Consider the following 13,359-nt stretch of genomic DNA (forward strand, 5'->3'; position numbering starts at 1 on the left):
TTTCGGCCATTACTTTTACTCTTATAAAGTGCAGTTAACCTAATCTTTAGGTCGAAAACCGCTAAACCAGCGTTAATGTTAGCTGAGCAAAGAGGTGTAACACTAAAAATTTATACCTACTTACACTTACTTTAACACTGTTGTTGGTGCTATCTTAAAATAAACCAGCGCTAGGTATGCTGCACTAAGCAAGCGTTCAGAGCTGATCACGTATTATGCGCGTATTGAACTTGCAAATTTAATATCCTACGCCTAAAGGAGTTGTGTATGTCGGCAGAAAAAACCCATCTTGAGATTTGTAATTTAACTAAAGAGCAGTATCCACAAGTAAAAACTTTGATGGATCAAGCTTATCCAGATTTAGGTGGTGCATGGCCAAGCCATACTATATTTAGACTGATTGACCAATTCCCTGAAGGACAGTTGGGCATGGTGGATGATGGCGTGCTGGTGGGGATTGCGTTGAGTGTGCAAGTTGATTACACGCGCTTTTCTAATCCGCACACCTATGAAGATATTGTTGACGGCCATGACCGTGTATTTAGTGACCCCGATGGTGATGCGCTGTATGGGTTAGATGTGGTTATTTCGCCTACTCATCGTGGTATGCGTTTAGGGCGCAGGCTTTATGATGCGCGTAAAGAATTATGTCGTCAGTATAATCTTCGGGCTATTTTGGCTGGCGGACGTATTCCGCGTTATTACAATCATAGCAGTGACATGAGTCCAACAGAATATATTGCCAAAGTCGATCATAAAGAGCTGTATGATCCAATTTTAAGTTTTCAATTGTCGAATGATTTCCAGGTTAAACGCTTACTTAAAAAGTATTTACCGGAAGATCAAAATTCGGTGGGTTATGCCACGCTACTTGAGTGGAATAACATAATGTTTGAACCGACTGATACGGTACTAGAATCAACGAAGTCGATAGTGCGAGTGGGCGCAGTGCAATGGCAAATGCGCAGTGTTGAGTCGGTTGAAGAAATGCTCACGCAGGTCGAATATTTTGTAGACACAGTGTCTGATTACAAAAGTGATTTTATTCTTTTTCCGGAGTTTTTTAATGCGCCACTAATGGGGCTTAGTGAGCAAAGAAATCAAACCGAGGCTATTCGTTATTTAGCTGAATACACGGAGACTTTCCGTGATGCGATGTCGCGTATGGCGATTGAGTATAATGCCAATATTATCACCGGCTCAATGCCGCTTGCTGAAGGAGATAAAATCTATAATGTCAGTTATTTATGCCATCGCAGTGGTAAAATTGACGAACAACGTAAAATTCATATCACGCCTCATGAGCAAAATGATTGGGTGATTCAAGGTGGTGACAAAATTGCGGTATTTGATACTGATGCTGGACGCGTGGGTATTCAAATTTGTTACGATGTTGAATTTCCTGAATTGTCACGTATTTTAGCAAAACAAGGTCTCGATATTCTGTTTGTGCCATTTTGGACCGACACCAAAAATAGTTATTTACGAGTACGCCACTGTGCGCAAGCGCGGGCTATTGAAAACGAGTGTTATGTAGTTATTGCCGGCTCGGTAGGTAACTTACCGGAAGTTGAAAGTCTTGATGTGCAGTATTCACAATCAGCGGTATTAACACCGTCTGATTTTTCGTTCCCTCATGATGCGACGCTTAATGAAGCAACCCCCAATACTGAAATGCTGTTATTTAGTGATTTAGATATGGATAAATTAAAAGTTCTGCACAGTGAAGGTACGGTGCGTAACTTAAAAGATCGTCGTGCAGATCTGTACGATGTAATATTGAAAAAGAGAGAAAATTAATGGCGTGGATTTATTTAATTATTGCAGGCTTGCTGGAAATTGGCTGGCCAGTTGGGTTAAAAATGTCGCAAGAGGGTGAAAATCGCTGGTTAGGTATTGGCATTGCTGTGGCGTTTATGGTCGCCAGTGGTTTTATGTTATGGCTGGCACAGCGTGATATTTCGATGGGGACTTCCTACGCAGTGTGGACAGGCATTGGCGCTGCAGGAACATTTTTAGTAGGAATACTATTTTATAATGATGCAGCAACATTCGGCCGTATTGCCGGTGTATTAATGATTATTAGCGGTGTTATCACATTGAAAATCAGCCATTAATTCAGTGAATTAAAAAATCGAAAGGCGGCCACGTTGCAGTGAGCCGCCTTTGTTATTTATATCGAAGGTAGCATGACTAATACTGCGGCCATAGCAATTAACACCAGTCCTGCGGTATCTTGGCGTTTTAAAGGCTGCTTGAGCCACAAAACTGAGATCAGGATTGTAAAAAATACTTCTACTTGCCCTAAGGTTTTGACATAGGCAACATGCTGTAAACTTATCGCACTAAACCAACCAATCGAGCCTATGCAGCTAAAAAAACTCACCGCACTGGTGGTTTTTTTATGGTTCCACATAGCGCGAAATGTTGAGCGTTCCCTTACTGTAATATAACCACATAGCATGATAGTTTGCAGGCTGATAATAAGCAGTAAAACCCATGCCGAGGAATAAGGAAACGACAGGCCTGAGTTTAGGCTTGCTTCGCGTATCCATGATGAGGAGAGTGCAAATGCTGTCCCACAGGCCAAGCCTAGTAAGGCTGTTTTTAAGCTAAAGTGCTTAATGTTAGCAATTCCACTTAATAGTAATACTGCAATTGAGCCAATAAACACGCCAAGCCAGCCTAATAAAGATAGCGTTGCGCCAAAAAATAATACTCCTAGTATAGCCGCAACGAGAGCTTCACTTTTTGCAAGACCAGCACCAACAGCAAAGTTATTCATTTTAAATAACGTCACCATTAATCCTGTTGCAATAATTTGCACTATGCTCGCGCCGACAATGTAGCTAATAAAAGCTAGGTTGAAGGTGGGCAAGGGAGCATCTTGATAGAGATATAATGCAATGAGGTATGCCAAAGCAAGTGGGCTTGCAAGTATAAAGCGCGCTAAGGTGACGCCTGCAACACTCACATGCGCACTTAGTTTACTTTGTAAAGCGTTGCGCCACGACTGCATAAAAGCGGCTAAAATAGTTAAAAAGATCCAAGTCATAATGAAAAAACAGCAATTCACAGAGGCGGATAAGTTAACAGTGCCAAGGCTCTAAAGCGAACTAAGATTCCATAAAATGAAAATATCTTTGCTGCGACAATATGCCACAGCTGCAAATCCAACTTTTTGGGCTATAGTTATCGCGATGTTATTGTTAGTCGCAATGCCCTGTATTTATTCATATTAGTCATTGCGGCTTTTTTATTACTCAAGTCAATTACGCGATCAGCTTAGCTGCGCTAAGTTAATGAAAACTATGATTAGGAGTAAAGATGACGATATTACTTATTTGCGCACTACTTGCTGTACTGATGCCTTACTTTGCCAAGGCCCCGTGGCATTTGCAATGAACAAGCTCGATGGCTACGATAATAAGCACCCAAGAGAGCAACAGTCTAAGCTCACCGGATTTGGCGCAAGGGCGCTGGCGGCACATCAAAATTGTTTTGAATCATTGCCCGCGTTCTATATTGTGCTTTTTACTATCTAAATTTAGACGCACTGCGTTCTTTATCATGGCTGGTTGGTTTAGCTGCTGCAGTCGCTATGATTGTTGTGTGCTTGTAATACCAATCGAGTTAAGTTACTGACCATTTATAGCGACAGATAAATGGAGTGATAACAAGGCGTAAATTTTGACATGTAGTTGTTATACTTGAAAAAATTATAACGCAGTTAGCGCTTTATTTAGCTCGCTAGAATGGTTAAATATTTAAGTCGATTGGTATAAGCTTTGTTTTTTAAAACGCTAAAGCAAGCGGCTTAAATAAGGCGCTTGCTTTAGGGTCTTTGGTTGTTAAAATTTACTTGGTCGCAACAGTCACCTTTTCAATAAGTTGTTCTGATTTGTAATTACTGTCAATTGCAAAGTCTAACTGTACCAATACATCTTTAAAGCCTGAATCTGAAGGCTTATATTGCCATTGCATTAACGCTTTTTTTGCCTCTTTATCGAATGTTTTTTCAGGTTTAGCATTCACAACCGACACATTTTGTGTCTTTCCGGCTGGGCTAATATCGTATTTTAATACTACTGAACCGCTGATACCTTGTTCAGCTGCCTGTATAGGGTAAAGAGGCTCAATACGCATGATGGGTGAAATAGCTTGCACCTTACTTATTGCTTCTGGTTGTTTTGCGATAGCAAAGCTGCTGATCATGCCCACGGCAAAAATAAGCAGAGCGCCTTTGGCAATCATTGAGCTATTGCCGGTGTGTTTGATTTGATTGAGTCGTTGTAACATTGTGTTTTTATCTCCATAGTGTGAGTAAGCTATTAACCCTGCACGGCTATTTGCTGCACAGTTGATCAGAGCTTTACTGTATAAAATGCGTTGTTGAGTTGTTTTATTGGTCAGTACTTTTTCGTCGCACGACAGCTCTTGCAAGCGCCTAAAGCTCATGTAGCCAAGCCAAGCCAGTGGATTAAACCAAATCAGTAGTGTGGCCATTAATGCCAGCGCATTAAATAAATTATCGGCGCGTTTTATATGTACTTTTTCATGTTCAATGATCAGCGTTAACGCATTGCTATCAATGTGTTGTGTATAGGCGGTTGGTAGAACTAGCTGATTACTGAATAGCCCTATAACCATTGGTGTATTAACGGCGCTACTTTGTAATAGTTGCATGTCGGGATGTGCCTCAATCAGCACTTTATCATCAAGATTGGTTAATCGTAATTGGTTGATAAACCGCAGATGTACCACGATGGCAGTTAACGCCAGTATGCTAAATATAGTGCTATAAACTAGTACCCAACTAATACTAATCGTTGTTGAAAAATCTTGCCTGGGGCTGATCAGCATAGTGCTAATGACGTTGTTTGGCAGCGGCTTAAAATGCTCTGGCATATTTGCTAGCAGTAATGTGATTGGTAACATTAGCCATAACTTATAGACAAAGTTAGCATTGAGCCATTTTAGTGAACAGCGTTCTAAAACCAGCAAACTGAGTATCAGTAAGCTGATTAATAGTTGCTGCTCAAGAAGCCAGTTAAAGGTGTTTTCTAACATATTAAGCCCTTACTTTTGCTGTTTTTCCCAGTCATCAATCACCTTTTTAAGTTCGTTGATGTCTTGTTGAGAAAGTTGCTCAGATTTAGCAAAACCGCTGACTAACGGCGCGATACGGCCACTAAAAAAACGCTCAATAAAATTTTGACTTTCTTTTAGCGTGTATTCAGCGCGTTCCATGCAAGGAGTGTAAATATACTGGCGGCCATCTTTTTTAAAGCTGAGTGCGCCTTTTTTTACTAACCGACCGAGTAAGGTTTTAATGGTTTTTTCGTGCCATTGTTTATCATCGCTTAAACGCTCGATAATTTGGCTTGCTGTAGCAGGGTGGTTCAGCCAAAGTGCATCGAGCACTTCAAATTCTGCTTTTGATAATTCAATCATATATATTGCCTACAGGTGTAATCTTTAACTTAAGATTACACCTGTAATCAAACTTTGCAACTATTTTATATAAAAATAATTAGTTTTTTAAAATGTCAGATTTATTTATTTCACGATAGGTATTTTCTGGCAGGCTTAGGGTAGCCAAATTAAGCTCGGCAATTTGTTCTCGGTAAAGATCAATCACTTTATAGCCACAGTAATGGGCCATTTTTCGGATTTGGCGATTCAGCCCTTGCTTTAAAATAATACTAAATTGGCAGTCAGCTACTTTCTCCACGGTGCATGGCAGTGTGATATGTTTATCAACAGGCACACCATTTGCCATTTTTTGGCTAAAGCCATCATTAAGCGGTTTATCAACAGTGACTAAATAACGTTTTGGCTGGTGGAAGTCAGGATGGATCAGCTGATTACAAAATTCACCATCATTAGTCAGTATTAACAGACCACGAGAATCTTTATCTAGCCTGCCAATGGGGTATACGCGGGTGTCTGTTGGTAGATGGTGAATTAAGCTGCTAGGGTCATGTTGATTGAGTTTACAATCAATTCCTACTGGTTTGTGATAGGCATAATAAACGCGCGTTGCTTTACCTTGTACACGTGTGTTATTGACGCGTATATCGTCGTTATCATTAACGTGATCAATATGATTGGCTGGGCGGTTATTTACGCTCACCACACCTTCATCAATCAGCCGCGAGGCTTGTTTACGAGAACAAACACCAGCATGGGCAAGGTATTTAGCTAGACGAGTTTTCTCGCTCATAAATTAAGTCGCTTCGGTTCAAATTGATCAAAGTATATCAAAGCAACGTACAGATAACTTAATCCACTGTAAAAAAAAGGGTTTCACCATGGCGATAAAATTATCAGAACTTAAAAATTACCAGCCTTTGCAAAAAGTTATTGTTCACTCATTGGAAATGGCTTTATACCAAGTGTCGGTGATGATCAACAATGTTGAGTATTATGTAACGGATGAGCAAGGGGAGTTTATTCGTGGCTTAAGTCCATTGCATATTCAAAAACGACTCGACCACCTTAGTTATGCGCAAATGGTATTGCGTCATACCAGTGCATACGATGAAATGTGTGGCCAGAGTGAAAAAGTGGGCAGTAATATGCTTGAGGTGCCTTACGGTAAAAATTATTTATATTAACTTGTTAGTCATTTTAACTGACCTTTTAACTTGGTAAAAAGCGACCATGTATCAGTTTGAAAATGATGATTCACAGGTATTAGAACAGTTATTGCGTGAGCAAATAGTTGCTTATAATCAAGCTCACTTTGATGCACAAAGACTGCCATTAGGGTGCAAATTTGTTGATAAAAATCAGCAAGTGGTGGCGGCTGTAGCTGCTCAATTATTTGGTAACTGGTTACAAATAAATTGGCTTTGGTGTGATGAAAAAGCACGCGGTCAAGGCCTAGCCAGTAAGTTACTTAGCGCGATCGAATTAAAGGGTAAGCAGTTAGGTGCGCTGCAAGTTCAGCTTGATACTTTAGATTTTCAAGCTAAACCATTTTATGAACATCGTGGTTATGAAGTTAAATATCAACTCGATAATTATCCTCGCTCTGGCACCCGCTACTTTATGGAAAAATCACTTAGTTAGTTGTTAATGGTTCGCCATCAAAAGTAATGCCCAAGAAGGGGGTTACTTCCGGTGCTAACATAAACGTACGAATGTTCATGTGATCGTGTTCATTAGGATGACCAAGTACATCATCACGATAAAACGCGCCAAAGCAATCTAGGGTGTTTTGTTTACTTAGCTGGTTAAGTTTAGCAAAAGCAAAAATTTTACATGAGCCATTATTTTCACCAGCGGCACTTTTTAAGCCGTGGTTATTGAATGCGCAGGCTGTAAAAGTATAGTTTGCTTCAATCACTGCCATCGTATCGGCAAATGCAATGGTGTGTGGCTCATTAGCCAGACGGCTTAAAAAATCGTTGAGTGTCATCGTCATCCTTATTTAGCTAACTCTAGCTGATTAGTTTGTTGATTAATATTAAATTTAAACAACTGTAAAAAATTCATGCCGAGTAATCCATAACCACTATGGTTATCAATTACTAACACTTCAAAGTTTTCAATGTATTGCTGGCCAATTAAAATTGAATCAAGTTGGTAGCGTTTTGCGATTACTTGGCCGTTGGCGGTATTTATGTTTAAGCTATCAATATAGTCGGGTATTGGCTGTAATGCTTGAAATACGTTATTTGGTAATACGGTATAGCTTGCCCCTGTATCTATCATTAGTTGGGTGTTGAGCGCATCGTTGATTTGCATATCTAATAAATAGTGGGCGCCGTATGGATGTAATGGTACTAGATCAATACCACTTTGCGCTTGTGCTATGCGTGTTTGTAATTCAGCAAGCTGTGCTTGTAATGAATGCTCCACAGGAAAGCGCTCTAATGTTGCTTGCGCGCTTAGCAGGTCACCGAGATGGTAATACGCATTAGCGAGTGCGAATAAATAATTAGAATTTTCGTTATCATAATCAAGCCACACCAAGGTTTGATTAATGGTTTTTTGCCACGCGTGCTGTTCTGTAAGTGTTTTTATTTGTGCGATTGTCAATTGCATTAAACGCATATTAATAGCTGCTTGCTGGCTTTCATTGGTAAGTGATTGCAATGAGAGTAATGCAACAATAGCTTGGTGCAGCTGTTGGTTTTTCACTAAACGTTCGGCATCAAGCTGCAACATATTTATATCGTATGGATAGCTATTTAAAAATAATTGCAAAAAAGTCTCTGCAACTATGAGCTCATTATTTTTTAACCAGTTATCGAGTTTATCTAACCATAAAAAGTAAAGTTGTTCAGCTTGTAATGGCTGGCTTGTAGTTAATGCTTGGTAGCTGGCTAAGGCAGCCGTAAACTGTTGCTGATTAAATTGCTGTAGAGCTTGCTGATAGGGGGATTGCTGATTGTTTTCAACGATAACTGATGGCGACAATTTAACGGCTGCTTGCGGGGCTGTTGCTTGCTGTTGTGGCCACAATAAATAGCCATTAAGTGCCACTGATAGCAGTAGCAGCAGCGTGATCAATTTAGTAACAGCAGTCCCTTTCATTGCTCGCTCCTAGAATATTATGACTGGCTTAAAAAGTGTTTAAGTGCTTGAATATCAGTTATTTCAATATCGGCTAAGCCTTTGTAGGCATATTTAGCTGCTTGGTTATTTAACCAAAGTGACTGACAACCCGCATTATGCGCACCTTGTACATCGGTGTCTAAACTATCGCCGATGTGCAAAATATGCTGGGTTGGTACGCCAAGCGCGGCGGCGGCCTGTTCAAACATCGTGGTATGAGGTTTAGCTTTACCGTGAATGCCTGCTTGTAAAACCAGTTCAAATACACCATTTAAGTTAAAACGTTCAATTTCTACATTACCATTGGTAATAGCAATTAATCGATAGCGTTTACTAAGTTGTGAAAGTAAATCGAGCACTTTATCATCCACCACAATTTGGCTGCGGGCATCAGCAAATGCTTGATAAGCATTATTAGCATGGTGTTCGAGCTCTGCGTTTTGATATCCCAATTTGGCTAGAGCCACGCGCAAGGTACTTTTACGCCACTGGGTAACATTGTCGACTAACTCGGGATTATCAAGTAGCGCCTGCTCACGGCATTGTTGCCAATAGTTTTTCCCTTGCGCTTGCCAGTTTGGCAGTGCATTGAGATAATTTATCTGTGCTTGAACGGCTGCTGCAATAATCGGATGGTTATTGTATAAGGTGTCGTCTAAGTCAAAACTCAGTACGGAAAAAGGTGAAATGGCGCGATTAAAGCGGATCATATAAGCTCCTTGCTAGTCGGTATTTGAGCGTTTTTTAGCGCGAGGGTGCGTGTTGTCATACACTTTAGCTAAATGTTGAAAATCTAAATGGGTATACACTTGAGTGGCCGATAAACTGCTGTGACCCAATAACTCTTGTACTGCTCGCAAGTCACCCGATGATTCTAAAATATGTGATGCAAATGAATGGCGTAATTTATGTGGGTGTACTTGGCTGCTAATACCTTGTTTTATTCCCCACTCTTGCATGCGTAGCCGTACGTGACGTGCTGAAATGCGGCATTTTTTGCTACTGACAAATACTGCAATTTCTTCTGGATGAGTAAATTGAGGGCGTAGTTTAAGCCATTTATTTAATGATTCTAGCGCCTTGCCTCCCACTGGTAACAGGCGTTCTTTGTTGCCCTTGCCACGGACTAATATTTCCCCCGCACTGCGATTTATATCTTGTAGGTTAGCACCAACTAACTCACTAATTCGCAAGCCAGATGAATACATTAGCTCCATCATTGCTTGATCGCGAACTGCTAGGGGATCATCGTCGTGAATATCAAGTAACCGTGCCATTTGGTCTACATCAAGGTTTTTAGGCAAGGGTTTGGCAAATTTGGGGCCTTTGATTGCTTCAGCCGGATTATGATAATGACGGTGTTGATTGATATCTTTGGTTTTTAAAAATTTATACAAGCTGCGAATACAGCTAAGCTTTAAACTAATAGTACGGCCACTTAGCTGTTTGCCTCGAAGCTGCATGCTGTAACGGCGTATATGCTCACCCTGTACGTTTGACCAGTCATCACAAAGCTTACTGAAATATAATGCGGCAAAGCCAAGTTGGCTGGTATATTGAATTATGGTGTGCGGTGAGTATTGCTTCTCAAACTTAAGGTAGTCGCTAAATTGTTGAATAGGCGTACGCCATACATCACTTAACTGCTCGTAAAGTGCATTTATATCAGGCGGGAGCTGTTCGCTCATGCAAATTCCTGTTCTAACTCCAGCAACCTAAGTTGTAATGAGCGTACAAACTCAAGCACAAATAAGCTGTCTTTTGCTGGTTCGAAATGATTAGGATCTTCACTACCAAAGGCCAAAATAGCGATAGGGTGTTGACTGTTACCAATTAAATAGAGCGCAGTTGATTGTGTAGCAGGGCTGAACAGTAAATCTCGCTCTTGCTGATTTACGCGACCCAGATAAACGCCATTATACTCTAAGCGGTGTTCAAGTAGTTGCGCAAACTTTTTATCATACTTAAGCAAGTGGCATTCATTAATCGCCGGATTAGTACAAATAATATTGCGTAAGTTTATTGCTAAAGTTTTAAAATCGTAGTTAGTCCAAAGCTGGCGATGACACTCGCTGAACAAGCTATAAATTAGCTCATTTTCTTTTGCGTGCTTAATTAAGCTGTCAATTTTGCTTTTCAACATGGTGTTGTGTTCACGCAATTGACGCTGTTGAATGTGCACTAATGAGGTCGCGCCTTGCGCTTGCTGCAGCTCAAGTTGGGCTAATAGTGCTGGATTTTGAGCTAAAAACAATGGGTTTTGTTGTAAAAACTCACTCACTTGCTCACGAGTTACTTTGTCGTTTGAGTTACTCATAAAGCAACTTGTCCATCAAATACATGCTCTGCAGGGCCTGTCATTCGCACTGGATGCCCTTCGCCTTGCCAGCGAATTTGCAAACTACCACCGGGTAAATCGACCTGTACTGTGGTGGATAATTTACTTTGAATTTGGCCAATTACCATTGCTGCACATGCACCTGTACCGCAGGCGAGCGTTTCGTTAACGCCACGTTCCCAAACTCGCAATTTAATATGCTCAGAATTAATCACTTGCATAAAGCCCACGTTAACGCGCTGTGGAAAACGTTCATGATTTTCAAGTAGCGGGCCTAAAGTGCTGACGTCAGCAGTCTCTATATCATCAACTTCAAGTACACAATGTGGGTTACCCATTGATACTGCACCACTAAATACGGTGTGTTCTTCTGCTCGAATAATATAAGTCAGTTCACGCTTAGTCGCTTTGAGTGGGATTTTGCTCGGTTCGAAATTAGGGTGACCCATGTTCACGGTGACTTGGCCATCTTTTTCGATGTATAAGGTTAAATTACCGGATTTGGTAGATACGGTGACTTTATGTTTATTAGTAAGGCCTTTCATCCGTACAAAGCGGGCAAAACAGCGAGCGCCATTGCCGCATTGTTCTACTTCGTTACCGTCAGCATTAAAAATACGATAATGGAAATCAAGATCGGGAGAATAAGGCGCTTCAACCATTAATAGTTGGTCAAAGCCGATGCCGAAATGGCGATCTGCCAGTTTTTTTATTTGGTCTCGTGACAAGAAAACGTTTTGTGTAATGTTATCAATTACAACAAAATCGTTGCCTAGGCCGTGCATTTTGGAAAAATTAACTAACATAGCGCTCTAATTCGGGTTGCTCTGCGCTAATCATGCCACAGAGCAGCCTCGTTACAAAAAGTTTATGGTAAAATTTTCTCGCCTTGCCATAGACTTTCCAGAGTTTCACGCGCGCGGATCAAATGACTCTGCTCGCCATCGACCATGAGCTCTGCCACACGAGGCCGTGAGTTATAATTTGAGCTCATGGTAAAGCCGTAGGCACCAGCGCTGCGCTGGGCAAGTAAATCACCTTGTTGTAAGGCTAACAGGCGATCTTTACCTAAAAAGTCACCGGTTTCACATACTGGACCAACAATATCAAAGTTATGGGTGGGCGTGTCGTCATTACGGGGTGTTACCGGCACAATGTTTTGCCATGCTTGGTATAAAGCAGGGCGCAACATATCGTTCATACCGGCATCAACGATTGCAAAAAACTTATCTTGGTTTTGTTTTATAAACTCAACTTTTGTAACCAAAATACCCGCATTGGCAGCAATTGCACGGCCCGGTTCAAAAATAAGTTCTAAGTGTTGATAATCAGTTAAACGATCGGTGATATGTGCCACATATTCACTTGGATGCGGTGGTGCTTCGCCGTTGTATGGTACGCCTAAACCACCGCCAATATCTAAGTGGCTGAGTTCAATACCGTTGGCTTTTAAATCGTCAATTAGAGCCAGCACTTTGTCTAGCGCTTCGAGAAATGGTTTTATTTCAGTCAGCTGTGAGCCAATGTGACAATCAACCCCGGTGATTTTTAGGCCAGGCAATGACGCTGCATACTGATAAACACTTGTTGCAGTAAGAATATCGATACCGAATTTATTTTCTTTTAAACCCGTTGAAATATACGGATGGGTTTTCGCATCAATATCAGGATTAACCCGAATTGAAATGGGCGCGACTAAATTAAGTTCGTTGGCAACGTGTGAAATACGATCTAGCTCTGAGACAGACTCAACATTAAAACATTTGATCCCGAGCTTGAGTGCGTAGGCAATTTCATCTGCTGTTTTGGCAACCCCTGAAAAAACCACTTTACTAGCGTCGCCTCCTGCCGCAATGACGCGGGCAAGTTCACCTTTAGAAACAATATCAAAACCTGAGCCTAAGCGTGCCAATACGTTTAAAACAGCAATGTTTGAATTGGCTTTTACAGCATAGCAAACTAAGTTTTTATGATTGGTCGCTGCCTGTGCAAAGGCAAGGTAATGGCGTTCAAAAGTTTTGCGAGAATATATATAACAAGGCGTTCCGTATTGTGCGGCGAGCTCCTTGACAGCGATGTCTTCAGCATACAGCTGATTATTTTTATAGTCAAAAAAGTCCATTATTGGTCCTGTTTCGATTCAGTTGTTGATGACTGCGTTTGTGTAACTGGTGTTGTTACTTGTTGTGGTTTATTTGGCTCGGCTTTATCTTCTGGTAAATACAGTGGCCCGCTTTGTCCGCAGCCAGCTAAAGTGATGAGTAATATACCAAGTGGGGAAAGTCGTTTTAATTGTTTAAGATGTATCTCTTTCATTAGATTAATCGTGTTGCTGGCTTTATAATCGCAGATTAACAGAATATCTAAAAAATGCAGCTATTCGCGGATGAATTTATTCCTGTTACACTAGCTGCATGCAATTCGTACCGAATATCTGGCTAAATGCCCGTAAA

The 13,359-nt window shown here is 40.9% G+C and carries 16 protein-coding genes and 1 pseudogene; 5 read left to right on the forward strand and 12 right to left on the reverse strand.

The features are described 5' to 3' along the window. Window positions 1-267 precede the first annotated feature (267 nt). Together J7338_RS12165 and J7338_RS12170 are read left to right on the forward strand one after the other, a co-directional pair. Window positions 268-1,800 carry a bifunctional GNAT family N-acetyltransferase/carbon-nitrogen hydrolase family protein gene (locus J7338_RS12165; protein WP_210797300.1) on the forward strand — a complete coding sequence of 511 codons (1,533 nt, stop codon included), beginning with the start codon at window positions 268-270 and terminating at the stop codon, window positions 1,798-1,800. Next, window positions 1,800-2,117 carry a DMT family transporter gene (locus tag J7338_RS12170; RefSeq protein ID WP_087531228.1) on the forward strand — a complete coding sequence of 106 codons (318 nt, stop codon included), beginning with the start codon at window positions 1,800-1,802 and terminating at the stop codon, window positions 2,115-2,117. The genes J7338_RS12165 and J7338_RS12170 overlap by 1 nt, the downstream gene beginning before the upstream one ends. 56 nt (window positions 2,118-2,173) lie before the next feature. Here J7338_RS12170 and J7338_RS12175 read toward each other — a convergent pair whose 3' ends face one another. Continuing rightward, entirely contained in the window at window positions 2,174-3,055 is an 882-nt protein-coding gene (locus J7338_RS12175) for a DMT family transporter (RefSeq protein WP_210797301.1), read from the reverse strand. Between the two features lie 272 nt (window positions 3,056-3,327). Here J7338_RS12175 and J7338_RS12180 point away from each other — a divergent pair. Then, window positions 3,328-3,622, forward strand: a pseudogene (locus J7338_RS12180) (MAPEG family protein). Window positions 3,623-3,858: 236 nt separating this feature from the next. Here the strand turns inward: J7338_RS12180 and J7338_RS12185 are convergent. The 3 genes from J7338_RS12185 to J7338_RS12195 all read right to left on the reverse strand — a co-directional run bounded on the left by J7338_RS12185 (window position 3,859) and on the right by J7338_RS12195 (window position 6,226). Then, window positions 3,859-5,070, reverse strand: coding sequence for a M56 family metallopeptidase (locus J7338_RS12185; RefSeq protein WP_210797302.1), 1,212 nt, complete (start codon window positions 5,068-5,070; stop codon window positions 3,859-3,861). 9 nt (window positions 5,071-5,079) lie between these two features. Then, a complete protein-coding gene (locus tag J7338_RS12190; RefSeq protein ID WP_210797303.1) occupies window positions 5,080-5,454 on the reverse strand; it encodes a BlaI/MecI/CopY family transcriptional regulator in 375 nt (124 codons plus the stop codon). Between the two features lie 79 nt (window positions 5,455-5,533). After that, the gene (locus J7338_RS12195; protein ID WP_210797304.1) at window positions 5,534-6,226 is read right to left on the reverse strand and encodes a pseudouridine synthase; all 693 of its coding nucleotides are present in this window, start codon (window positions 6,224-6,226) and stop codon (window positions 5,534-5,536) included. An 88-nt stretch (window positions 6,227-6,314) separates the two neighbouring features. On the opposite strand from J7338_RS12195, the gene J7338_RS12200 reads away from it, so the two are divergent. Continuing rightward, complete coding sequence (locus J7338_RS12200) at window positions 6,315-6,620, forward strand: DUF6482 family protein (protein ID WP_210797305.1); 306 nt, start codon at window positions 6,315-6,317, stop codon at window positions 6,618-6,620. 46 nt (window positions 6,621-6,666) lie between these two features. Further along, window positions 6,667-7,077, forward strand: coding sequence for a GNAT family N-acetyltransferase (locus tag J7338_RS12205; RefSeq protein ID WP_210797306.1), 411 nt, complete (start codon window positions 6,667-6,669; stop codon window positions 7,075-7,077). On the opposite strand, the gene J7338_RS12210 is transcribed toward J7338_RS12205, so the two are convergent. The 8 genes from J7338_RS12210 to lptM form a co-directional block, all read right to left on the reverse strand. Further along, a complete protein-coding gene (locus J7338_RS12210) occupies window positions 7,070-7,426 on the reverse strand; it encodes a HopJ type III effector protein (protein WP_210797307.1) in 357 nt (118 codons plus the stop codon). The two genes, J7338_RS12205 and J7338_RS12210, sit on opposite strands and share 8 nt — an antisense overlap. An 8-nt stretch (window positions 7,427-7,434) precedes the next feature. Continuing rightward, complete coding sequence (locus tag J7338_RS12215; RefSeq protein ID WP_210797308.1) at window positions 7,435-8,547, reverse strand: retropepsin-like aspartic protease family protein; 1,113 nt, start codon at window positions 8,545-8,547, stop codon at window positions 7,435-7,437. A 17-nt stretch (window positions 8,548-8,564) separates the two neighbouring features. Continuing rightward, window positions 8,565-9,278, reverse strand: a complete 714-nt coding sequence (locus J7338_RS12220; RefSeq protein ID WP_210797309.1) for an HAD-IA family hydrolase — start codon at window positions 9,276-9,278, stop codon at window positions 8,565-8,567. 12 nt (window positions 9,279-9,290) lie between these two features. Further along, the gene (locus tag J7338_RS12225) at window positions 9,291-10,256 is read right to left on the reverse strand and encodes a tyrosine recombinase XerC (protein WP_210797310.1); all 966 of its coding nucleotides are present in this window, start codon (window positions 10,254-10,256) and stop codon (window positions 9,291-9,293) included. Then, window positions 10,253-10,885: a DUF484 family protein gene (locus J7338_RS12230; protein ID WP_210797311.1), complete on the reverse strand. Its 633-nt coding sequence runs from the start codon at window positions 10,883-10,885 to the stop codon at window positions 10,253-10,255. The genes J7338_RS12225 and J7338_RS12230 overlap by 4 nt, the downstream gene beginning before the upstream one ends. Further along, complete coding sequence (gene dapF / locus J7338_RS12235) at window positions 10,882-11,712, reverse strand: diaminopimelate epimerase (protein WP_145239950.1); 831 nt, start codon at window positions 11,710-11,712, stop codon at window positions 10,882-10,884. Before dapF ends, J7338_RS12230 begins: the two co-directional genes overlap by 4 nt. A 62-nt stretch (window positions 11,713-11,774) precedes the next feature. Further along, window positions 11,775-13,028, reverse strand: coding sequence for a diaminopimelate decarboxylase (lysA, locus tag J7338_RS12240; RefSeq protein WP_210797312.1), 1,254 nt, complete (start codon window positions 13,026-13,028; stop codon window positions 11,775-11,777). Continuing rightward, window positions 13,028-13,222, reverse strand: a complete 195-nt coding sequence (gene lptM / locus J7338_RS12245; protein ID WP_210797313.1) for an LPS translocon maturation chaperone LptM — start codon at window positions 13,220-13,222, stop codon at window positions 13,028-13,030. The genes lysA and lptM overlap by 1 nt, the downstream gene beginning before the upstream one ends. Between the last annotated feature and the right edge of the window lie 137 nt (window positions 13,223-13,359).

Origin of the sequence: Pseudoalteromonas ostreae, assembly GCF_018069805.1 — a bacterium.
Lineage (GTDB): Bacteria > Pseudomonadota > Gammaproteobacteria > Enterobacterales > Alteromonadaceae > Pseudoalteromonas > Pseudoalteromonas ostreae.

What these genes read in the sequence shown, in the direction of transcription:
- J7338_RS12165 (WP_210797300.1), top strand. Translation starts at nt 268, where the DNA reads ATGTCGGCAGAAAAAACCCATCTTGAGATTTGTAATTTAACTAAAGAG.
- J7338_RS12170 (WP_087531228.1), top strand. Translation starts at nt 1,800, where the DNA reads ATGGCGTGGATTTATTTAATTATTGCAGGCTTGCTGGAAATTGGCTGG.
- J7338_RS12175 (WP_210797301.1), bottom strand. Translation starts at nt 3,055, where the DNA reads ATGACTTGGATCTTTTTAACTATTTTAGCCGCTTTTATGCAGTCGTGG.
- J7338_RS12185 (WP_210797302.1), bottom strand. Translation starts at nt 5,070, where the DNA reads ATGTTAGAAAACACCTTTAACTGGCTTCTTGAGCAGCAACTATTAATC.
- J7338_RS12190 (WP_210797303.1), bottom strand. Translation starts at nt 5,454, where the DNA reads ATGATTGAATTATCAAAAGCAGAATTTGAAGTGCTCGATGCACTTTGG.
- J7338_RS12195 (WP_210797304.1), bottom strand. Translation starts at nt 6,226, where the DNA reads ATGAGCGAGAAAACTCGTCTAGCTAAATACCTTGCCCATGCTGGTGTT.
- J7338_RS12200 (WP_210797305.1), top strand. Translation starts at nt 6,315, where the DNA reads ATGGCGATAAAATTATCAGAACTTAAAAATTACCAGCCTTTGCAAAAA.
- J7338_RS12205 (WP_210797306.1), top strand. Translation starts at nt 6,667, where the DNA reads ATGTATCAGTTTGAAAATGATGATTCACAGGTATTAGAACAGTTATTG.
- J7338_RS12210 (WP_210797307.1), bottom strand. Translation starts at nt 7,426, where the DNA reads ATGACACTCAACGATTTTTTAAGCCGTCTGGCTAATGAGCCACACACC.
- J7338_RS12215 (WP_210797308.1), bottom strand. Translation starts at nt 8,547, where the DNA reads ATGAAAGGGACTGCTGTTACTAAATTGATCACGCTGCTGCTACTGCTA.
- J7338_RS12220 (WP_210797309.1), bottom strand. Translation starts at nt 9,278, where the DNA reads ATGATCCGCTTTAATCGCGCCATTTCACCTTTTTCCGTACTGAGTTTT.
- J7338_RS12225 (WP_210797310.1), bottom strand. Translation starts at nt 10,256, where the DNA reads ATGAGCGAACAGCTCCCGCCTGATATAAATGCACTTTACGAGCAGTTA.
- J7338_RS12230 (WP_210797311.1), bottom strand. Translation starts at nt 10,885, where the DNA reads ATGAGTAACTCAAACGACAAAGTAACTCGTGAGCAAGTGAGTGAGTTT.
- dapF (WP_145239950.1), bottom strand. Translation starts at nt 11,712, where the DNA reads ATGTTAGTTAATTTTTCCAAAATGCACGGCCTAGGCAACGATTTTGTT.
- lysA (WP_210797312.1), bottom strand. Translation starts at nt 13,028, where the DNA reads ATGGACTTTTTTGACTATAAAAATAATCAGCTGTATGCTGAAGACATC.
- lptM (WP_210797313.1), bottom strand. Translation starts at nt 13,222, where the DNA reads ATGAAAGAGATACATCTTAAACAATTAAAACGACTTTCCCCACTTGGT.